At 43.4% G+C, this 18,989-nt stretch carries 25 protein-coding genes; 6 read left to right on the top strand and 19 right to left on the bottom strand.

The features are described 5' to 3' along the window. Nucleotide 1 precedes the first annotated feature (1 nt). From rplN to thiD, 13 genes are all read right to left on the bottom strand, one after another. Nucleotides 2-370, bottom strand: a complete 369-nt coding sequence (gene rplN, locus CO692_RS09300; RefSeq protein WP_003128006.1) for a 50S ribosomal protein L14 — start codon at nucleotides 368-370, stop codon at nucleotides 2-4. Between the two features lie 60 nt (nucleotides 371-430). After that, nucleotides 431-697 carry a 30S ribosomal protein S17 gene (gene rpsQ / locus CO692_RS09295; RefSeq protein WP_003128005.1) on the bottom strand — a complete coding sequence of 89 codons (267 nt, stop codon included), beginning with the start codon at nucleotides 695-697 and terminating at the stop codon, nucleotides 431-433. A 24-nt stretch (nucleotides 698-721) separates the two neighbouring features. Beyond that, entirely contained in the window at nucleotides 722-910 is a 189-nt protein-coding gene (gene rpmC / locus CO692_RS09290; protein ID WP_002288664.1) for a 50S ribosomal protein L29, read from the bottom strand. After that, a complete protein-coding gene (gene rplP / locus CO692_RS09285; RefSeq protein ID WP_005226918.1) occupies nucleotides 900-1,334 on the bottom strand; it encodes a 50S ribosomal protein L16 in 435 nt (144 codons plus the stop codon). Before rplP ends, rpmC begins: the two co-directional genes overlap by 11 nt. A gap of 2 nt (nucleotides 1,335-1,336) precedes the next feature. Further along, nucleotides 1,337-1,993: a 30S ribosomal protein S3 gene (gene rpsC / locus CO692_RS09280; protein ID WP_005226916.1), complete on the bottom strand. Its 657-nt coding sequence runs from the start codon at nucleotides 1,991-1,993 to the stop codon at nucleotides 1,337-1,339. A 13-nt stretch (nucleotides 1,994-2,006) separates the two neighbouring features. Then, nucleotides 2,007-2,354, bottom strand: a complete 348-nt coding sequence (rplV, locus tag CO692_RS09275) for a 50S ribosomal protein L22 (RefSeq protein ID WP_003127973.1) — start codon at nucleotides 2,352-2,354, stop codon at nucleotides 2,007-2,009. A 23-nt stretch (nucleotides 2,355-2,377) separates the two neighbouring features. Next, nucleotides 2,378-2,656, bottom strand: a complete 279-nt coding sequence (gene rpsS / locus CO692_RS09270; protein ID WP_005226914.1) for a 30S ribosomal protein S19 — start codon at nucleotides 2,654-2,656, stop codon at nucleotides 2,378-2,380. A 42-nt stretch (nucleotides 2,657-2,698) separates the two neighbouring features. Further along, nucleotides 2,699-3,532 (bottom strand): 50S ribosomal protein L2, encoded by an 834-nt coding sequence (gene rplB / locus CO692_RS09265; protein WP_005226912.1) that lies wholly within the window; start codon nucleotides 3,530-3,532, stop codon nucleotides 2,699-2,701. A 39-nt stretch (nucleotides 3,533-3,571) separates the two neighbouring features. Next, the gene (locus tag CO692_RS09260; protein WP_005226911.1) at nucleotides 3,572-3,865 is read right to left on the bottom strand and encodes a 50S ribosomal protein L23; all 294 of its coding nucleotides are present in this window, start codon (nucleotides 3,863-3,865) and stop codon (nucleotides 3,572-3,574) included. After that, nucleotides 3,865-4,488, bottom strand: coding sequence for a 50S ribosomal protein L4 (rplD, locus tag CO692_RS09255; RefSeq protein ID WP_005226910.1), 624 nt, complete (start codon nucleotides 4,486-4,488; stop codon nucleotides 3,865-3,867). The genes CO692_RS09260 and rplD overlap by 1 nt, the downstream gene beginning before the upstream one ends. A 29-nt stretch (nucleotides 4,489-4,517) precedes the next feature. Beyond that, nucleotides 4,518-5,147, bottom strand: a complete 630-nt coding sequence (gene rplC, locus CO692_RS09250; RefSeq protein ID WP_003127967.1) for a 50S ribosomal protein L3 — start codon at nucleotides 5,145-5,147, stop codon at nucleotides 4,518-4,520. A 22-nt stretch (nucleotides 5,148-5,169) separates the two neighbouring features. Further along, entirely contained in the window at nucleotides 5,170-5,478 is a 309-nt protein-coding gene (rpsJ, locus tag CO692_RS09245; RefSeq protein WP_003127966.1) for a 30S ribosomal protein S10, read from the bottom strand. Between the two features lie 340 nt (nucleotides 5,479-5,818). Beyond that, nucleotides 5,819-6,649 (bottom strand): bifunctional hydroxymethylpyrimidine kinase/phosphomethylpyrimidine kinase, encoded by an 831-nt coding sequence (gene thiD / locus CO692_RS09240; RefSeq protein WP_096742103.1) that lies wholly within the window; start codon nucleotides 6,647-6,649, stop codon nucleotides 5,819-5,821. Between the two features lie 107 nt (nucleotides 6,650-6,756). Between thiD and CO692_RS09235 the strand changes: the two genes are divergently transcribed. Continuing rightward, entirely contained in the window at nucleotides 6,757-8,202 is a 1,446-nt protein-coding gene (locus tag CO692_RS09235; RefSeq protein ID WP_096742102.1) for a PLP-dependent aminotransferase family protein, read from the top strand. Then, the gene (locus tag CO692_RS09230) at nucleotides 8,186-8,911 is read left to right on the top strand and encodes a nitroreductase family protein (RefSeq protein WP_096742101.1); all 726 of its coding nucleotides are present in this window, start codon (nucleotides 8,186-8,188) and stop codon (nucleotides 8,909-8,911) included. Before CO692_RS09235 ends, CO692_RS09230 begins: the two co-directional genes overlap by 17 nt. A 127-nt stretch (nucleotides 8,912-9,038) precedes the next feature. On the opposite strand, the gene tuf is transcribed toward CO692_RS09230, so the two are convergent. From tuf to rpsL, 4 genes are all read right to left on the bottom strand, one after another. Then, entirely contained in the window at nucleotides 9,039-10,226 is a 1,188-nt protein-coding gene (gene tuf, locus CO692_RS09225; RefSeq protein WP_005226902.1) for an elongation factor Tu, read from the bottom strand. A gap of 148 nt (nucleotides 10,227-10,374) precedes the next feature. Continuing rightward, nucleotides 10,375-12,459, bottom strand: a complete 2,085-nt coding sequence (fusA, locus tag CO692_RS09220) for an elongation factor G (RefSeq protein WP_005226900.1) — start codon at nucleotides 12,457-12,459, stop codon at nucleotides 10,375-10,377. Nucleotides 12,460-12,539: 80 nt separating this feature from the next. Further along, a complete protein-coding gene (gene rpsG / locus CO692_RS09215) occupies nucleotides 12,540-13,010 on the bottom strand; it encodes a 30S ribosomal protein S7 (RefSeq protein WP_003127957.1) in 471 nt (156 codons plus the stop codon). A gap of 70 nt (nucleotides 13,011-13,080) precedes the next feature. Continuing rightward, nucleotides 13,081-13,494, bottom strand: a complete 414-nt coding sequence (gene rpsL / locus CO692_RS09210) for a 30S ribosomal protein S12 (protein ID WP_003127956.1) — start codon at nucleotides 13,492-13,494, stop codon at nucleotides 13,081-13,083. 304 nt (nucleotides 13,495-13,798) lie between these two features. Between rpsL and rpiA the strand changes: the two genes are divergently transcribed. The 4 genes from rpiA (at nucleotide 13,799) to CO692_RS09190 (ending at nucleotide 16,834) form a co-directional block, all read left to right on the top strand. Next, nucleotides 13,799-14,473, top strand: a complete 675-nt coding sequence (gene rpiA / locus CO692_RS09205; RefSeq protein ID WP_005226875.1) for a ribose-5-phosphate isomerase RpiA — start codon at nucleotides 13,799-13,801, stop codon at nucleotides 14,471-14,473. A gap of 151 nt (nucleotides 14,474-14,624) precedes the next feature. Further along, nucleotides 14,625-15,206, top strand: a complete 582-nt coding sequence (locus tag CO692_RS09200; RefSeq protein WP_096742100.1) for a recombinase family protein — start codon at nucleotides 14,625-14,627, stop codon at nucleotides 15,204-15,206. Between the two features lie 192 nt (nucleotides 15,207-15,398). After that, a complete protein-coding gene (gene gpmA, locus CO692_RS09195; RefSeq protein WP_005226871.1) occupies nucleotides 15,399-16,085 on the top strand; it encodes a 2,3-diphosphoglycerate-dependent phosphoglycerate mutase in 687 nt (228 codons plus the stop codon). A gap of 101 nt (nucleotides 16,086-16,186) precedes the next feature. Next, the gene (locus CO692_RS09190; protein ID WP_096742099.1) at nucleotides 16,187-16,834 is read left to right on the top strand and encodes an SGNH/GDSL hydrolase family protein; all 648 of its coding nucleotides are present in this window, start codon (nucleotides 16,187-16,189) and stop codon (nucleotides 16,832-16,834) included. Nucleotides 16,835-16,886: 52 nt separating this feature from the next. Here CO692_RS09190 and CO692_RS09185 read toward each other — a convergent pair whose 3' ends face one another. Both CO692_RS09185 and deoD read right to left on the bottom strand, forming a co-directional pair. Continuing rightward, nucleotides 16,887-18,074, bottom strand: a complete 1,188-nt coding sequence (locus CO692_RS09185) for an iron-containing alcohol dehydrogenase (RefSeq protein WP_096742098.1) — start codon at nucleotides 18,072-18,074, stop codon at nucleotides 16,887-16,889. A 198-nt stretch (nucleotides 18,075-18,272) separates the two neighbouring features. Continuing rightward, the gene (gene deoD / locus CO692_RS09180; protein ID WP_005226852.1) at nucleotides 18,273-18,977 is read right to left on the bottom strand and encodes a purine-nucleoside phosphorylase; all 705 of its coding nucleotides are present in this window, start codon (nucleotides 18,975-18,977) and stop codon (nucleotides 18,273-18,275) included. Nucleotides 18,978-18,989: the final 12 nt, after the last annotated feature.

Here is an 18,989-nt window from a genome sequence, read left to right as displayed (position 1 = left end):
ATTACAATACTTCTGGTGCTAGGGAAACGATCTTCATAAAGTTGCCTTCACGCAATTCGCGGGCAACTGGGCCAAAGATACGAGTTCCACGAGGGCTCTTATCGTCACGGATAATAACCGCAGCATTTTCATCGAATTTGATGTATGAACCGTCTGTACGACGAGCTCCTGATTTAGTACGAACGATAACGGCTTTAACGACGTCACCTTTTTTGACAACCCCACCTGGCGTTGCTTGTTTAACCGTAGCAACAATCACGTCACCAATATTGGCAGTTTTACGACCAGATCCGCCAAGGACTTTGATCGTTAGAATTTCACGGGCACCTGAGTTGTCCGCCACTCTTAATCGGCTTTCTGCTTGGATCACGATGTGTATCCTCCTTTCAGATTTTGCAATTCACAATCTATATAGGAAAATCTCGTGTGATTAGATAATCACTGCCTTTTCAACAATCTCTACTAGACGGAAACGTTTCGTAGCTGATAATGGACGAGTTTCCATAATTTTCACGATATCGCCAACTTTTGCTTCGTTGTTTTCATCGTGTGCTTTGTATTTCTTAGAATAGTTCAGACGTTTGCCGTAGATAGGGTGGTTTTTCTTTGTTTCAACGACAACAGTGATAGTTTTATCCATTTTGTCTGATACCACGCGACCTTGGTAAACTTTGCGTTGATTTCTTTCTTCAGTCATACGCTAAATGGCCTCCTTCCACTATTACTTAGCTTGTTCACGCAATACTGTTTTAATGCGTGCAATCGATTTACGTACTTCTTTGATACGTGCAGTGTTTTCTAATTGACCTGTTGCTAATTGGAATCTAAGATTGAACAATTCTTCTTTCAATTGTTTTTCTTGATCTAGCATTTCGGCAGTGGTTAATTCTCTGATTTCTTTAACCTTCATTCGATTCACCACCCATTTCCTCACGTTTTACGATCTTCGTTTTCACTGGTAATTTGTGAGAAGCAAGACGTAGCGCTTCGCGCGCAACTTCTTCAGGTACACCGGCAATTTCAAACATGATTTTACCACGTTTAACTGGTGATACCCATCCTTCAGGAGCCCCTTTACCAGAACCCATACGTACCCCGATAGCTTTGGCAGTATAAGATTTGTGAGGGAAAATTTTGATCCATACTTTCCCGCCACGTTTCATATAACGAGTCATTGCGATACGGGCAGCTTCGATTTGACGGTTTGTGATCCAGTGTGATTCAACAGCTTGTAAGCCATATTCACCGAATGCTACTTCTTTTCCGCCTTTCGCTTCGCCACGCATTTTTCCGCGGAACTCACGACGGTGTTTTACACGTTTAGGTACTAACATGTTTATTTCCCTCCTTTCTCAGTGTTCTTTTTAGTTGGAAGAACTTCTCCACGATAAATCCACACTTTAACTCCTAGTTTTCCGTATGTTGTATCTGCTTCTTCCCATGCGTAATCAATGTCCGCACGTAATGTATGAAGTGGAACGGTTCCTTCTGAGTAACCTTCTGAACGAGCGATATCCGCACCATTTAGACGGCCAGAAACTTGTGTTTTGATTCCTTTAGCGCCAGAACGCATTGTGCGTTGGATCGCTTGTTTTTGCGCACGACGGAAAGCAACACGGTTTTCTAATTGACGTGCGATTCCTTCGCCTACTAATTTAGCATCTAAATCTGGTTTTTTGATTTCAACGATGTTGATGTGAACTCGTTTGCCAGTTAGGCTATTTAATTCTTTTCTTAGGTTTTCGACTTCAGATCCGCCTTTACCGATAACCATACCTGGTTTAGCTGTGTGGATTGAAATATTCACGCGGTTTGCTGCACGCTCGATCTCAACTGTAGACACAGCGGCATCAGCAAGTTTAGATGCGATAAATTTACGGATTTTCAAATCTTCATGTAGAAATTCAGCATACTCTTTTTCAGCATACCATTTAGCATCCCAGTCACGGATGATGCCTACACGCATTCCAATTGGATGTACTTTTTGACCCACTGATTGTCCCTCCTTATTTTTCTGATACGACTACAGTAATATGACTTGTACGTTTGTTGATCGGTGAAGCTGAACCTTTCGCACGTGGACGGAAACGTTTCATCGTTGGTCCTTCGTTTACGAATGCTTCAGAAACAATCAAGTTTTCAACATCTAAGTCAAAATTATTTTCTGCATTGGCAATAGCTGACATCAAGACTTTCTCGATGATTCCAGCTGCTTTATTTGGTGTGAACTTTAAGATCGCGATTGCTTCAGCAACGCTTTTCCCTCTGATTAAGTCAATAACTAGACGAGATTTACGAGGAGAAACGCGGACTGTTTTAGCAGTTGCTTTCGCTGATGTGATTTGTTCTGCCATTTTTGGATATCCTCCCCTCAAAATTAGCGTCTTGTTTTCTTATCATCGGCAGCATGTCCGCGATAAGTTCTTGTTGGTGCAAATTCACCTAATTTGTGTCCTACCATGTCTTCTTGGATGTAAACTGGTACATGTTTCCGTCCATCATACACAGCAATTGTAAATCCGATAAAATTAGGGAAAATTGTAGAACGACGTGACCAAGTTTTGATCACTTTTTTCTTTTCAGCGCCTTCTTGTGCTTCGACCTTTTTCATCAAATGGTCATCGACAAAAGGTCCTTTTTTCAAACTACGACCCATGGTGTACCTCCTCTCAAAATGTGCGACACACGGTCAAGTATATTACTTAGTTTTACGACGACGAACGATAAGTTTGTCTGATTTTGCTTTTTTGTTACGTGTTTTGTAACCAAGTGCAGGTTGTCCCCAAGGAGAAACTGGTGCTTTACGTCCGATTGGTGCTTTACCTTCACCACCACCGTGTGGGTGATCATTAGGGTTCATTACGCTACCACGTACAGTTGGGCGTTTGCGCATCCAACGAGAACGACCGGCTTTACCGATGTTGATCAATTCGTGTTGTTCATTACCAACAGAACCGATTGTTGCACGACATGATGCTAAGATCATCCGTACTTCACCAGAGTTCAAGCGGATCAATACGTATTTGCCTTCTTTACCAAGTACTTGAGCACTTGTTCCAGCTGAACGAATCAATTGTCCACCTTTACCAGGTTTCATTTCGATGTTGTGGATAACAGTACCGACTGGAATGTTTTCTAGTGGTAATGCATTCCCTACTTTAATATCTGCATCTGGACCAGAAACGACAGTCATGCCAACTTCTAATCCTTTAGGTGCTAAGATGTATGCTTTTACTCCATCCTCGTAATGTACTAACGCAATGTTAGCAGAACGGTTTGGATCATATTCAATCGTTTTAACCGTAGCAACGACGTTGTCTTTGTTACGTTTGAAATCGATCAAACGGTATTGACGTTTGTGACCGCCACCTTGATGACGAACCGTGATACGTCCGTTGTTGTTACGACCAGCATTGTTTTTCAAAGGAGCTAACAATGTTTTTTCTGGTGTTGAAGTTGTGATTTCAGCGAAATCAGAACTTGTCATATTACGACGGCCGTTCGTGGTAGGTTTGTACTTTTTAATCGCCACGTCTTTTTCCCTCCCATGTAAAGTTTATGCGTGAGTTGCTTATTCAGCAGCTTCGAAAATTTGGATTTCTTTAGAATCTTCAGTTAAAGTCACAACAGCTTTGCGACGTTTTTTTGTATATCCTGCATATTTACCCATGCGTTTGAATTTCGGACGAACGTTGATGATGTTCACGTTTGCCACTTTCACTCCGTCAAAGGCAGCTTCTACAGCTTGTTTTACTAAAGTTTTGTTAGCTTTTGTGTCCACTTCAAAAGTGTATTTCTTGTCATCCATGGCAAGCATTGATTTTTCAGTGATCACTGGGCGTTTAATAACGTCTAGTAAGTTCATTATGCAAGCACCTCCTCGATCTGAGTAAGAGCAGTTTGTGTCACTAACATTTTGTCGTTAGAAACGATGTCTAAAACACTAATGTTATCAGCAGTAACTACAGAAACTTTTGGCAAGTTGCGCGCAGATAAAGCGGCAAAGTCGTTTTCAGATTCTAAAACTACCAATACTTTAGAGTCAATTGTCAAGTTAGCTAAAACTTGTTTGAATTCTTTTGTTTTTGGAGCATCAAAGCTTAATCCTTCTACTGCTACCAAGTTATTTGAAGCAACTTTTTCTGACAATACAGATTTCATTGCTAAGCGACGAACTTTTTTAGGAAGTTTGTAGCTGTATGAACGTGGTGTTGGTCCGAAGACTACGCCACCTCCACGCCATTGTGGTGAACGGATTGAACCTTGACGGGCACGTCCAGTTCCTTTTTGGCGCCATGGTTTACGGCCACCGCCACGAACGGCACTGCGGTTTTTCACAGCGTGTGTTCCTTGTCTTAATGAAGCGCGTTGCATGATGATTGCATCATAGACAACTGATTCATTTGGTTCGATTCCGAAGATTTCTTCGTTCAATGTAATTTCGCCATTTTGGCTTCCATCTTGTTTGAATAATGCTACATTCGGCATTCCTTAGTTCCTCCTTTCTTCCTATCTACTTATTTAGCTTTCACAGCTGATTTGATTGTAATCAATGATTTTTTCGCGCCAGGTACATTACCTTTGATCAAGATAACGTTGCGTTCTGCGTCTACGCGTACGATTTCCAAGTTTTGGATCGTGATGCGATTTCCGCCCATACGTCCAGCAAGACGTTTGTTTTTGAATACACGGTTAGGTGCAACTGGACCCATTGATCCAGGACGACGGTGGTAACGAGAACCGTGAGCCATTGGTCCGCGGCTTTGTCCGTGACGTTTGATAACGCCTTGGAATCCTTTACCTTTCGAAGTGCCGGTTACATCGATGATGTCTCCTGCTTCAAAAATATCAACTTTGATTTCTGATCCTACTTCTAAGCCCTCTAGCTCTACATTCTTGAATTCGCGAATGAAGCGCTTAGGAGCCGTGTTTGCTTTTGCAACATGACCTTTCGCAGGTTTGTTAGACAAAACTTCACGCATATCTTGGTAGCCGACTTGAATTGCTTCGTAGCCGTCATTTTCGATTGTTTTCACTTGTAGCACTACGTTTGGTGTAGCTTCTACTACAGTTACTGGAATCAATTCGCCAGATTCAGTGAAGATTTGAGTCATTCCCACTTTTTTCCCTAAGATTCCTTTGGTCATGATTACACCTCCATCTTAATTATTATAGTTTGATTTCGATATTAACACCGCTTGGCAAGTCTAGCTTCATTAAAGCATCAACAGTTTTTGGTGTTGGATTCACAATGTCGATTAGACGTTTGTGTGTACGCATTTCGAATTGTTCGCGTGAATCTTTGTATTTGTGCGTCGCACGGATGATCGTGTACAAGCTGCGTTCAGTTGGTAATGGAATTGGACCAGATACGCCAGCTCCAGTTCTCTTTGCAGTTTCTACGATTTTATCCGCTGATTGATCTAAAATACGATGTTCATACGCTTTTAAACGGATACGAATTTTTTGTTTTGCCATTGTTTTCCCTCCTTCGCCTATTTTGAAAAGTAGACATAGCTCCACGAAAATTTTCCGTCACGCTCGTCCATGGCAAAGCGTCCGGGCGTGTCGCAACCTCTCGTTTCGTAGCCGGCAGAAAATTTCTTTGCTGCCAGTGTGACTTACGTATTTACGTAAACAGCACCTTTATGATTATATTACGGATAAACATTGATTGCAAGCTTTTTTTATGGAAAAACCGGGATTCTTTTGCATTTCTTTCAGGAAATTTCTTTTGGTTTCGTAACACAAAAAAAGAAGCGTTGACCGCTTCTTTTAAGCACTTCTTCATTTCCTATTTATTATAGAAGAAAACCTGCTATTGCTGCGCTTTTTTCTCCATACGGTCTTGGGCGTGGGTATAGGCACCATGCCACACATGACCGACATAAGGATTGATCACCACTCCTTCTTTGATTGCCGCTGTGACAAAGGCTTTCGCTAACCGAACGCTTTCCACGATGGGTTTGCCTTTTGCAAGACCAGCAGCGATCGCAGCTGAAAAGGTGCAGCCTGCCCCGTGATTGAAATCGGTAGCGATTTTTTCACTTTCTAACAAGAGGAAGGATTGCCCATCATAAACGAGGTCAACGGCTTTTGCTCCTGGCAAGCGATGCCCCCCTTTGATCACGACGTATTTAGCACCTAATTCATGGATTTTTTCAGCAGCTTGCTTCATGGCTTCCACACTCGTCAAATCACCCAAACCTGAAAGAATCCCCGCTTCTACTAAATTGGGGGTGACAACATCTGCTAACGGCAACAAATGCGTGATGATGGCATCGACGCTTTTTGGCTGTAAGATTTCTGCAGTCCCTTTGCAAGCAATGACAGGATCGATCACCACATTTTTGACTTGCTGCTGTTGGATCATCTGCGCAGCTTGGACAATATTGTCTTCATTGCCTAACATGCCCGTTTTTAGAGCATCCATCGGATCACCTGCAAAAGCAGAGATCATTTGTTTTTCGACAAGCGCTGTTTCCATCGCCGTTACTTCATGGCTCCAACCTGCTTGTGGGTCCATCGTGACGATCGAAGCGATCGTGGCAAAACCAAAGACACCATATTCCTGAAATGTTTTTAAATCTGCTTCGATACCGGCACCTCCGGTTGAATCCGACCCAGCAATTGATAGGACTTTTTCCATCTTCCTCATCTCCTTGTGCTTTTTGCTAAGTATAGTCAATCTTCCCCTTGACGAAAAGAGCCATTTGGCTTATTTTTAAACCATCCAATTGAAAAAGGTGGTGCAGGATGGCTTCATCAAGTATCGACAAACAGAAGAAACAACCGATTTACCAGCAGATCGTGACTCATTTTATCGAAGAGATCCAAGCGGGAATCTATGGACCTGGGGATCGTTTGCCACCAGAGCGCAGCCTCGCCCAGACTTTTGGCGTCAATCGTTCCACCGTCGTCAAAGCGTTAGATGAATTGAAAAGCTTAGGATGGATCGAACGAAAACAAGGCAGCGGCTCTCGTGTATTGGAAGGTCGTTGGGGGAACCGCCAAACGCCACTTTCTTATTTGCGCTCGTCTTTAAGCAGCCCTTATCTGCAGCAAGACCCTTACGTTCAACAGATTCAGCATTTGCGCACCGAGAAAGATGTGCTGGATCTGTACACAGGTGATCTACCTGCCGATCTGATCCCCGATTTCACGTTTCCTGCCTTTACCTGGGAAGAGATTCGCAAGGAAAGCACCAAAGTATTACCGACGGGTTATGAACCTTTGCAAGAAATCTTATTGCAGCACCTTGCTGATTCCTTCAATTTGCCCACCAACGGACAAAAACTAGTGATCACTGCTGGATCGACACAAGGAATCACCTTGCTAATGCAAGTCTTATTGCATGCGGGGGATTGTATCGCGACAGAGGACCCTTCTTTCTTGTTCTCTCTCCCCTTGTTTTCCACGATGAATGTCCAGCTGATCGGGATCAAGCAAGATAGCGAAGGGATGCGGCCTGCGGCATTGGAAAAAGTGTTGAAGGAAAAGAAGATCAAATTCGTCTATCTGAATCCCACCTTCCAAAATCCAACGGGTCATACTATGAGTGACCATCGGCGCCAAGCGATCATCCGCCTTTGCCAGACCTACCAAGTACCGATCATAGAAGACGATGTTTTTAGCGAGTTGGCTTTTGATAAAGTACCGCCCAAGCTAAAATCCATGGCTCCCGAAACCGTCATTTATTTAGGCTCGCTTTCCAAATTACTAGGATCATCCATCAAAATCGGCTGGCTTTTGGTGCCAGAAGCGTTAGCCGACCAATTTGCCCAAGCGAAAAAACGGATGGCGATCGATACCACGATCTTCCCGCAAGTCCTTGCCAACATCGCCTTACGCTCCTTTGATTACCACCAGCAACAGCGGACACTGCTTGCAGAAATGTCCCAGCGTCAGCAAGACTTACTCCAACTCTTGCAGGCATTTCAGGAGGATTGGCAATGGCAGCCGACGAAAGGTGGTCTTTACCTGTGGTTGACTTGGCGTCACCGCACATTGACTCGCAAAGATTGGTCACTCTTTTTGGCGAACGATTGTTTAGTAGCACCTGCGTTTCTTTTCAGTAACGATACGAATGGCTTGCGTTTGAACTATACCCGCTTAGCCAAAGATGATTTACCGCTATTTCAAGAACGATTCACAAAAATCACCCAACAGTTAAAGGAGCAAACCTATGAACGAAACCATTGAGCTTTTGCACAATCACCGCACTTACCGACAATTTGACCCTGACTACCGCTTGAGCCATGAGCAAGTATCCGCGATTTTGACTGCGGCTCGTCAAGCACCTAGCTGGATGAACGGGCAAGCCTATTCGATCTTAGTGATCGACGACACGCAGATCCGCCAACAAATGGTCGAATGGAATCCTGGCAATCCTCATATCGCAGCAAGTTCACTCTTTCTGCTATTTTTAGCTGATTTAAATCGAACCAAAAAAGTTGCTGACGAAAAACAGACTCCCTATCCAATCGATGAGGGCTATCAGCCACTATTGATCGCCACCACTGATGCCAGCATCGCTTTGCAATCTGGTGCGATCGCTGCTGAATCACTGGGCTTAGGCACCGTCATTTCTGGCAGTGTCCGCAAAGACAGCGCCAAAATCGCTGAATTGTTGCACTTACCAGAATATGTCTATCCTGTGGCTGGCTTGAGCATCGGTAAACCAATCGTAGAAATGAAGGTCAAACCTCGCTTGCCAGAAGAAGCGGTCATTCATTACAACCATTATCAGGACTATTCTTATGAGGCGATCGAAGCGTACGATCAAACGATGACTGCTTTTGGAGAAGCCCGCGAGACCAAACCATGGTCAGAAAAATTCGCTGGCTTTTACAGCAATCGTCCTGACCAAGGATTTGACGCCTTCTTGAAGAAGCAAAATCTAATAAAATAAAAAGCACCGCTCTCTTTAGCTTCGATGAACCGTAACGGATTCATCCACGCTAGAGAGAGCGGCTTTTTTCTACAAGAGTCAAAAAAAGAGCAAAAGCGCGTACGCTTTTGCTCTTCGATCAATCAAATTAAGCTTGGATTGAAGTTACAACGCCTGAACCAACAGTACGTCCGCCTTCACGAATTGAGAAACGAGTTCCGTCTTCGATAGCGATTGGGTGGATCAATTCAACGTCGATTGTTACGTTATCACCAGGCATAACCATTTCAGTTCCTTCTGGTAATTCAACAACACCAGTTACGTCAGTTGTACGGAAGTAGAACTGAGGACGGTAGTTAGTGAAGAATGGTGTGTGACGTCCACCTTCTTCTTTTGTTAAAACGTAAACTTCAGCTTTAAATTTTGTATGAGGTGTGATTGTACCAGCTTTAGCCAATACTTGTCCACGTTGGATGTCTTCACGAGCAACACCACGTAGCAATGCACCAATGTTATCCCCTGCTTCAGCATAGTCTAACAATTTACGGAACATTTCAACACCAGTTACAGTTGTTTTAGCAGTTTCTTCAGCAATACCAACGATTTCAACTTCGTCACCAACGCGAACTTGTCCACGTTCAACACGGCCTGTAGCAACAGTACCACGTCCAGTGATTGAGAATACGTCTTCGACTGGCATCATGAATGGTTTGTCAGTGTCACGTTCTGGAGTTGGAACGTATTCGTCAACTGCAGCCATTAATTCCATGATTTTTTCTTCGTATGAAGCATCGCCTTCAAGAGCTTTCAAAGCAGAACCAGCGATTACAGGAACATCGTCGCCTGGGAAGTCATATTCTGACAATAAGTCACGAACTTCCATTTCAACTAATTCTAGTAATTCTTCGTCATCAACCATATCCATTTTGTTTAAGAAAACAACGATGTATGGTACACCAACGTTACGTGATAACAAGATGTGTTCACGTGTTTGAGGCATAGGACCATCAGCAGCAGATACTACTAAGATCGCGCCGTCCATTTGAGCAGCACCAGTGATCATGTTTTTAACGTAGTCCGCGTGTCCTGGGCAGTCAACGTGAGCATAGTGACGTGCTTCAGTTTCGTACTCAACGTGAGCAGTTGAGATAGTGATTCCGCGTTCGCGTTCTTCTGGAGCGCCATCGATTTGGTCGTAAGCTGAAGCTTGAGCCAAACCTTTTTTAGATAATACAGTTGTGATAGCAGCTGTAAGTGTAGTTTTACCATGGTCAACGTGTCCGATCGTACCAATGTTTACGTGGGGTTTAGAACGGTCAAATTTTTCTTTTGCCATTTTAAAATGTTCCTCCTAAAAATGCAGTTTATTTTTTATATTTGATAGGTAGGGAGCCGCAGCTCCCCATCCCTTATCATCGATAATATTGTACACGAAACTCAGAAAAAAATATAGCTTTTTACTTAATTTCCTATACTTCCATCAATTATTCAGCTTTGCCGCCGTTTTTCTTGATGATTTCTTCTTGAACAGATTTAGGTACATCTTCATAGTGATCAAATGTCATCATGAACGTACCGCGACCTTGTGTTGATGAACGAAGTGTTGTTGCGTAACCGAACATTTCAGCTAATGGCACGATTGCGTTCACGATTTGTGAGTTACCGTGTGCTTCCATTCCTTCTACGCGTCCACGACGAGCAGTTACGTGACCCATAACATCACCTAAGTAATCTTCTGGTACAGTGATAACTACTTTCATCATTGGTTCAAGAATTACTGGGTTTGCTTTCTTCGCTGCAGCACGTAAAGCCATAGAAGCTGCAACACGGAAGGCAGTTTCACTTGAATCGACATCATGGTATGAACCATCATAAAGTTTTGCTTTGATGTCTACTAATGGGTAACCGGCTAAGACACCGTTCGCCATTGAGTCTTCAAGTCCTTTTTCAACTGCTGGGATGTATTCACGAGGAACCACACCACCGACAATCGCGTTTTCGAATTCGAAGCCTTTACCTTCTTCGTTTGGTGTAAATTCGACCCATACGTGACCGTATTGACCTTTACCACCAGACTGACGTACAAATTTACCTTCCGCTTGTGTTGCTGCACGGAATGTTTCACGATAAGAAACTTGAGGCGCACCTACGTTTGCTTCAACTTTAAATTCGCGACGCATACGGTCAACTAAGACGTCCAAGTGAAGTTCTCCCATACCAGCGATAACAGTTTCGCCTGTTTCAGCGTTTGTTTCCACACGGAATGATGGATCTTCTTCAGCAAGTTTTTGTAAAGCAACCCCCATTTTATCTTGGTCAGCTTTTGATTTAGGCTCAACAGCGACTTCGATAACTGGTTCTGGGAATTCGATTGATTCAAGGATTACTGGTGATTTTTCATCACATAGTGTATCCCCAGTTGTTGTGTCTTTCAAACCAACAGCAGCGGCGATATCGCCTGAGTATACTGTTTGGATTTCAGCACGAGTGTTGGCGTGCATTTGTAGGATACGACCGATACGTTCGCGCTTGCCTTTTGAAGCATTCAATACGTATGATCCAGAGTTCAAGATACCTGAATACACACGGAAGAATGTCAAACGACCTACGAATGGGTCAGTCATTACTTTAAATGCTAATGAAGCAAATGGTGCTTCATCGTCAGCCGGACGATCAGTTTCTTCGTCTGTTTTAGGATTGATCCCTTTAATCGCAGGAACATCAAGTGGTGAAGGCAAGTAGTCGATGACTGCATCCAACATCAATTGAACCCCTTTGTTTTTAAAGGCAGATCCGCAAAGAACAGGGAAAAAGTCAACAGTCAATGTTGCTTGACGAATACCAGCTTTCAATTCTTCTTCTGTGATTTCTTCACCTTCCAAGAATTTCATCATTAGTTCTTCATCAGTATCAGCAACAGCTTCGATTAATTTTTCGCGCCATTCTTCAGCTAATTCTACATATTCTTCAGGAATTTCAGTCTCTTGGATTTCAGTTCCTAAGTCATTTGTGTAGATTTCAGCTTTCATTTTTACTAAGTCGATAATACCAGTAAAGTCATCTTCCGCACCAATTGGTAATTGGATTGGATGAGCATTTGCTTGTAAACGATCATGTAAAGTTGATACAGAGTATAAGAAGTCTGCACCAATTTTGTCCATTTTGTTACAGAATACAACACGCGGTACGCGGTAATCTGTCGCTTGACGCCAAACTGTTTCTGTTTGAGGTTCTACACCTGATTGTGAGTCCAACACAGTTACAGCACCATCAAGTACACGCAATGAACGTTGCACTTCGATTGTGAAGTCCACGTGTCCTGGTGTGTCGATGATATTTACGCGGTTTTCTTTCCATTGCGCAGTTGTCGCAGCAGAAGTGATTGTGATTCCACGTTCTTGTTCTTGTTCCATCCAGTCCATTTGAGAAGCACCTTCATGTGTTTCACCAATTTTATGGATTTTACCTGTGTAATAAAGGATACGTTCAGTTGTCGTTGTTTTACCAGCGTCAACGTGGGCCATGATCCCGATATTACGAGTTTTTTCTAGCGAAAATTCTCTTGCCATTCTAGGTTGTTCCCCTCTCATTCTTACTTAACTTAAGCTAAGGTTGTCTCAGTACCTTCCAATAAAAAGCAGTGAGGATCTTACCAACGATAGTGAGCAAATGCGCGGTTGGCTTCCGCCATTTTGTGTGTGTCTTCGCGTTTTTTCACAGAAGCACCAGTGTTGTTCGCTGCATCCATGATTTCTTTTGCAAGACGTTCTTCCATTGTGTGTTCGCCACGCAAACGAGCGTAGTTTACCACCCAACGAAGACCTAGAGTTGTACGACGTTCAGGACGTACTTCTACTGGTACTTGGTAGTTAGAACCACCGACACGGCGAGCTTTAACTTCCAATACAGGCATAATGTTTTTCATTGCTTGTTCGAAAACTTCCAATGGATCATTTCCTGTAGATTCTTTGATAATGCCAAAAGCATTGTAGATAATATTTGCAGCAACACCGCGTTTACCATCAACCATTACACGGTTGATCAAACGAGTTACTAATTTTGAGTTATAAATAGGATCTGGTAAAACATCACGTTTTGCAACAGGACCTTTACGAGGCATCCGTAACTCCTCCTTCCGAGATATCAGTTCTGATTTAAATAAGATTCATTTGATCTGTTTGTCTTAAAGATTAAGCTTTAGGACGTTTTGTACCATATTTAGAACGAGATTGTTTACGATCGTTAACACCGGCAGTATCCAATGCACCACGAACGATATGGTAACGTACCCCTGGTAAGTCTTTTACACGTCCACCACGTAACAAGACCACGCTGTGTTCTTGTAAGTTGTGTCCGATACCTGGAATATAAGCTGTCACTTCAATCAAGTTTGACAAACGAACACGCGCATATTTACGTAGAGCTGAGTTCGGTTTTTTCGGTGTCATAGTTCCCACACGAGTAGCTACCCCACGCTTTTGAGGTGAGTTAACATTCGTTTGAGCTTTCTTGAAACTGTTATATCCTTTGTTCAATGCTGGTGAATTTGATTTTTCAACCTTGGATTTACGAGGTTTACGTACTAATTGATTAATTGTAGGCATCCCTAGTTGTCCTCCTTCCTTGATTCGCTTTATAGTCCCACACATCCAGGTGGTTCTTTTTTTGCGATAAAAAATAATGCATTCTCTGCATTCATATCAACTATGCTTTGATAGACAGTCAGCACGTCTCCAACGAGAGACCTGTAGATAAAGCACCTTTGATAGAATATCATGCTTATTCTTACCTGTCAAGTATCCTCCTAAGCTTTTTTCAAAAGAAATCTGTTACGAAAAAATCCGCAAATTTTGCGCTTCTTCCTATATAATAGAGACAAAGCATTTATTTAAAAAAGGCGGGAAGAAAATGAACCTAAAAGAAATGGTCGGCATTGAAGCGGCTAGTTATGTAAAAGATGGCATGGTGGTTGGCTTGGGCACTGGCTCAACAGCCTACTATATGATTGAAGAACTGGGTCGACGTGTAAAAGAAGAAGGTCTTTCGATCACGGGTGTCCCAACTTCTTGGGCATCGAAAAAACAAGCAGAAGGATTAGGTATCCCGATTCGCACCATCGATGAAGTGGACGCTGTGGATCTAACGATCGACGGTGCAGATGAGATCAGCAAGGATTATCATGGCATCAAAGGCGGCGGTGCAGCCCTTTTATTCGAAAAAATCGTGGCGTCTAACTCCAAAAAAGTCTTGTGGATCGTTGATGAATCGAAAATGGTCGAAACACTTGGTGCCTTCCCGTTGCCAGTGGAAGTGATCCCTTATGGCAGCCAACAGCTGCTGCGTCTGTTCGAGAAGAAAAACTACCATCCAAAACTGCGTCTGAATGAAGAAGGCGAACCGTTAAAAACCGATTGTAGCAATTACATCATCGATCTTCATCTAGAAACGATCACCGCTCCTACTGAGTTGGCACAGGAATTAGATGCTACAGTGGGCGTGGTTGAACACGGTCTGTTTTTGGATATGGTCCATACGATCATTGTCGGATTGCCTGAAGGCCCGAGTACCAAGCACGTTAGATAAAGGAAACAAAAAAGAGGAGCAATAATGCTTCTCTTTTTTTTCGTTATTTTTCTTCAATCGACTTAATTTTTATTATTTTTTGTGCAAATTACCCTATCATTTAAGAAATAATTATGATACATTCAATAAAAAGGGAAAGGTAGGAGGGTTTATGAAAATCATAGGCTATGCTCGTTCAACGATCACCGACAACTCAACAAGTGAACAATTAAACAAGCTCGAAGAATTTGGGTGTCATGAATTTTTCCATGAGACATTTAGCGTGGAAGAAAGTGAAGAAAATCATTCATTGGAGTCAGTGGTGGCCCAGATGCAGCCCGGCGACACTTTAGTTGTTACGGAACTGCATCGTTTAGGGAAAACGACCAGACAGCTGACCGAGCTTACTGATCTATTAAAGCAGCGAGAACTACATTTGGTTTCGTTAGCAGAAAACATCGACACGCGTGAACCGATGGGTGAAGTATACTTCAATTTGATGGAAGGACTTGCGATCATGGAACGCTCATTGATCAAAGAGCGCACGCTAGTAGGCTTAAACAAAGCCCGCAAAAAAGGCAAAATTGGCGGTCGTCCCAAGATCGATCCGAAGACGATCAAAAAAATCCGTCATTTGTACTACGAGAAAAAAGAAACGATTCAATATATTTCTGAGAAATGCGGTGTTTCTGTAGGTACCTGCTACAAATACATAAAATTATCCGAAGAAGAATGGCGCAAGTTACGTTCATAGTTGTCGACTCTCCTAGAACAGCATAAAACAAAAGCGGTCCGTTTTTTAAAGATCCTCATTTGTTTTTCCTTAAGAATGGCGTTTTCCTCAGCTTTTCCTCCAAAACCATGGAAATTCTTTGAGAAAGAGTGTACAATAAATACGGAATTGAAAATTTCAGAAAAATATCGAATATCTAAAGGAGAGTTTTACATGCCAAAATTAGTATTTTCTCGTCATGGACTAAGCGAATGGAACAAATTAAACCAGTTTACCGGTTGGGCTGATGTTGATCTAGCGCCAGAAGGTGTCGAAGAAGCAATCGAAGGCGGACGTAAAATCAAAGAAGCAGGCATCGAATTTGACGTTGCTTACACATCTGTTTTAACTCGTGCCATCAAAACTTGTAATTACATTTTAGAATATTCTGATCAACTTTGGGTACCAACGATCAAATCATGGCGCTTAAACGAACGTCATTACGGTAAATTACAAGGTTTAAATAAAAAAGAAACTGCTGAAAAATACGGTGACGAACAAGTACACATCTGGCGTCGTTCTTACGATGTTTTACCTCCATTGATGGAAGCTTCAGATGAAGGTTCTGCTGCAAACGACCGTCGTTATGCAATGCTTGACCCTCGCGACGTACCTGGTGGAGAAAACTTAAAAGTTACTTTAGAACGTGCATTGCCTTTCTGGCAAGATGAAATCGCCCCAGCATTAAAAGACGACAAAACTGTCTTAGTTGCGGCTCACGGAAACTCTCTACGTGCATTAGCAAAACATATCGAAGGTATTTCTGACGAAGATATCATGGATCTTGAGATCCCAACTGGTCAACCACTTGTTTATGAATTGAACGATGATTTGACTGTTGCGAAAAAATACTACTTATAAGCCTCGCTTATCGCTGCCCTTTTTTAAAAAAGGGCAGTTTTTTTATTGGCATTTCCTCCCCCCTCTTTTATAATTGAGGGCGTACTCGAAAGGAGCTTACTATGAAACTAGTCAAAAATGATACCGTTTTATTTTTAGGTGACAGCATTACAGATTGCGATCGTGATCGCCAAGATCCCCACGATTTAGGACATGGGTTTGCCCGTCTCGTTGCCGATCAGCTGGCAGAAACATTCCCCACTGCAGGATTTACCTTTTATAATCGGGGGATCGGCGGCAACAAAGCTGCCGACGTCTTAGCCCGTCTCCAAGAAGATTGCCTTCAATTAGCACCTGACGTCTTGGTCTTTATGATTGGGATCAACGACACGTGGCACAATGCCGGTGGTCCCGATTTTGGTTCAGAAGCTGCGGCAACGTCCTTTGAGGCAACCTACCGTCAAATTCTGGAACAAGTGACCCAACAGGGGATCACGCGCATTTTCTTGCTGGAACCTTTTGTTTTGCCATATCCTGAGGATCGCCAAACTTGGCGGATCGATCTTGATCCGAAAATCCAAATCGTTCGTCACTTAGCTGCCGCCTTTCATTGTCAGCTGCTGCCGCTGGATGGCTTGTTTGCCGAAGCAGCCGTCGCTAGCTCCCCACAGGCTCTGACAGGCGATGACGGGGTGCACCCCACTCCTGCAGGACACGCCTTGATTGCGAATCAGCTAATGGCCCGTTTGGCTTTTTCTTCTGAAGGGTAAATAAACAGACCGCTCCGCGACAACCAAGTCGCAGGAACGGTCTTTTTTATGATTAAAGATAGGTTGAAGGAGTCAAGGAATCTTGGTAGATTGCAATCACGTCTTCTTCTTGCAGCGGTACATACGCATTTGTTGCAATCGAGCTGAATTGAACTGCTTGAGCCGCCATTTCAGCAAAATGGGTGTCATCGGCGATCCCTACTTCTGGCAAAGTCATCGGAATATCGCAAGAAGCAAAAAAGTCATAGAGTTTTTGAATCCCCATTCGGGCAGCTAATTCTGGCACTGCTTCTTGGACACCAAAGACTTCTCTGGCAAAACGCGCAAATTTCGGCGCCGTTTCTTCATTCAATACATGAAGCATCCAGCGTGGGGTCAGGATCGCTAAGCCGATGCCATGAGTAATGTCATAAAACGCACTCAACTCATGCTCCATCGCATGACAAGACCATGCTCCACCTTTGCCGTTTCCAGTCAAACCATTCAAGGCTAAGGTGCTCGCCCACATCAAATTCGCCCGTGCATCATAGTCCGTGGGGTCCTTTAATGCGATGGGCAGATTTTTAATGACTGCTTTTAGCAATCCTTCTGCTACACCGTCTTGGACATCTGTTCCTTCTGTTTTACTGAAATAATTTTCAATCAGATGGCTCATGATATCCGCTGAACCGGCAGCCGTTTGATAGCGACTGACACTAAAAGTCGTTGTTGGATCTAAAAAGGATACTTTCGGTAAAAATTCGGGTCCGTGAACGCCAAGTTTTTGTTTCGTTTCTAGATTAGAGATCACTGCGCCGCGATTCATTTCACTGCCGGTAGCCGCAAGGGTCAAGATCGTTACTAATGGAATCGCTGGTCCTTGATAGCTGCGGGAAAGCACTAAGTCCCAAGGCTCTTGCTCACTGCAAGCCGCCCCGGCGATCACTTTGCTGCAATCAATGACAGAACCGCCCCCAACAGCTAAAATGACGTCGATCTTTTCTGAACGACAAAGAGCGGCTCCTTGCCGAACGGTTTCGATTCGTGGATTTGGATCGACACCAGTCAATTCAGTGACTTGATTGCCGTTGGCAGTCAATTGCGCCATGACTGAATCGTACAAACCGTTTTTCTTGATACTGCCGCCACCATAGACTAGCAAGACGTTTTTTCCAAATGTATTCAGTACTTCTGGCAGCTCGTTCAGACGGTCTTTCCCAAAACGAATGTCCGTCGTTACATGAAACGTAAAATTATTCATTGTCTCGTCTCCTTTTTACACCTTTTCTTTTCATTAAACCATTTTCTGGCAAAAGTGCAACGCTTCTTCGTGGCTTTTTGCCAACAAAAAAAGATAACACATTCTCGGTTGCATGCAAACCAATACGATTTGGCTGCTTGCTCTATCAAAAGCAAGCAGCCTTCGTATCGTTCATGCACCGATCCTGTGGTATCTTTTTTACGCGATCGCTGTTTCTAAGCCAACTTTGATCATGTCGTTAAACGTCGTTTGTCTTTCTTCTGGCGTTGTTTCTTCTCCAGTGATGATGTGGTCGCTGACGGTACAGATCGCTAAGGTTTGAACGTGGAATTTCGCCCCTAAATAGTATAAGGCTGCGGCTTCCATCTCAACACCCATCACCCCAAGGTCTGCCAACTGTAAGGTTTCCGTCATGTCATCTTTGTAGAAGGTATCTTCAGATAAGATGTTGCCGACGTGGGTCGTAAATCCTGATTCAATCGCTGTATCATAAGCTTTACGCAGCAGTGCAAAGTCAGCGATTGGTGGGAAATGGAAACTTTGGAAGTTTTTTGCCACCATCGATGAACTTGTTGCTGCCGCTTGGGCAATCACAAGATCACGCACGTGGACATCTTTTGAGATGGCACCACACGTACCGACCCGAATCAATTTCTTCACGCCGTAAGAGTTGATCAATTCATGGGCATAGATGCTCGCTGAAGGCATGCCCATGCCAGTTCCTTGGACAGAGACCCGCTCGCCCTTATAAACGCCTGTATAGCCCAGCATCCCCCGAACATTGTTGTAACAGATCGGGTCTTCTAAAAATGTTTCAGCAATATATTTTGCCCGCAGTGGATCACCTGGTAACAAGATTTTGTCTGCGATCTCGCCTGCTTTTGCTTCGATATGAACGCTCATTCGTTTTTCTCC

The organism is Enterococcus sp. FDAARGOS_375, assembly GCF_002393265.1.
In the GTDB taxonomy this organism is placed as follows: domain Bacteria; phylum Bacillota; class Bacilli; order Lactobacillales; family Enterococcaceae; genus Enterococcus_D; species Enterococcus_D innesii.
Note: the sequence above shows the minus strand (reverse complement) of the source record. Positions and strands in the feature narration are given on the sequence as shown.

Bases quoted from the DNA above. Each gene is read 5' to 3' on its own strand.
- rpsQ (WP_003128005.1), bottom strand. From the start codon at position 697: ATGACTGAAGAAAGAAATCAACGCAAAGTTTACCAAGGTCGCGTGGTA.
- rpmC (WP_002288664.1), bottom strand. From the start codon at position 910: ATGAAGGTTAAAGAAATCAGAGAATTAACCACTGCCGAAATGCTAGAT.
- rplP (WP_005226918.1), bottom strand. From the start codon at position 1,334: ATGTTAGTACCTAAACGTGTAAAACACCGTCGTGAGTTCCGCGGAAAA.
- rplV (WP_003127973.1), bottom strand. From the start codon at position 2,354: ATGGCAGAACAAATCACATCAGCGAAAGCAACTGCTAAAACAGTCCGC.
- rpsS (WP_005226914.1), bottom strand. From the start codon at position 2,656: ATGGGTCGTAGTTTGAAAAAAGGACCTTTTGTCGATGACCATTTGATG.
- CO692_RS09260 (WP_005226911.1), bottom strand. From the start codon at position 3,865: ATGAACTTACTAGACGTTATTAAACGCCCAGTGATCACTGAAAAATCA.
- rplD (WP_005226910.1), bottom strand. From the start codon at position 4,488: ATGCCGAATGTAGCATTATTCAAACAAGATGGAAGCCAAAATGGCGAA.
- rplC (WP_003127967.1), bottom strand. From the start codon at position 5,147: ATGACCAAAGGAATCTTAGGGAAAAAAGTGGGAATGACTCAAATCTTC.
- rpsJ (WP_003127966.1), bottom strand. From the start codon at position 5,478: ATGGCAAAACAAAAAATTCGTATCCGTTTAAAAGCGTATGAACATCGT.
- thiD (WP_096742103.1), bottom strand. From the start codon at position 6,649: ATGGAAAAAGTCCTATCAATTGCTGGGTCGGATTCAACCGGAGGTGCC.
- CO692_RS09235 (WP_096742102.1), top strand. From the start codon at position 6,757: ATGGCTTCATCAAGTATCGACAAACAGAAGAAACAACCGATTTACCAG.
- CO692_RS09230 (WP_096742101.1), top strand. From the start codon at position 8,186: ATGAACGAAACCATTGAGCTTTTGCACAATCACCGCACTTACCGACAA.
- tuf (WP_005226902.1), bottom strand. From the start codon at position 10,226: ATGGCAAAAGAAAAATTTGACCGTTCTAAACCCCACGTAAACATTGGT.
- fusA (WP_005226900.1), bottom strand. From the start codon at position 12,459: ATGGCAAGAGAATTTTCGCTAGAAAAAACTCGTAATATCGGGATCATG.
- rpsG (WP_003127957.1), bottom strand. From the start codon at position 13,010: ATGCCTCGTAAAGGTCCTGTTGCAAAACGTGATGTTTTACCAGATCCT.
- rpsL (WP_003127956.1), bottom strand. From the start codon at position 13,494: ATGCCTACAATTAATCAATTAGTACGTAAACCTCGTAAATCCAAGGTT.
- rpiA (WP_005226875.1), top strand. From the start codon at position 13,799: ATGAACCTAAAAGAAATGGTCGGCATTGAAGCGGCTAGTTATGTAAAA.
- CO692_RS09200 (WP_096742100.1), top strand. From the start codon at position 14,625: ATGAAAATCATAGGCTATGCTCGTTCAACGATCACCGACAACTCAACA.
- gpmA (WP_005226871.1), top strand. From the start codon at position 15,399: ATGCCAAAATTAGTATTTTCTCGTCATGGACTAAGCGAATGGAACAAA.
- CO692_RS09190 (WP_096742099.1), top strand. From the start codon at position 16,187: ATGAAACTAGTCAAAAATGATACCGTTTTATTTTTAGGTGACAGCATT.
- CO692_RS09185 (WP_096742098.1), bottom strand. From the start codon at position 18,074: ATGAATAATTTTACGTTTCATGTAACGACGGACATTCGTTTTGGGAAA.
- deoD (WP_005226852.1), bottom strand. From the start codon at position 18,977: ATGAGCGTTCATATCGAAGCAAAAGCAGGCGAGATCGCAGACAAAATC.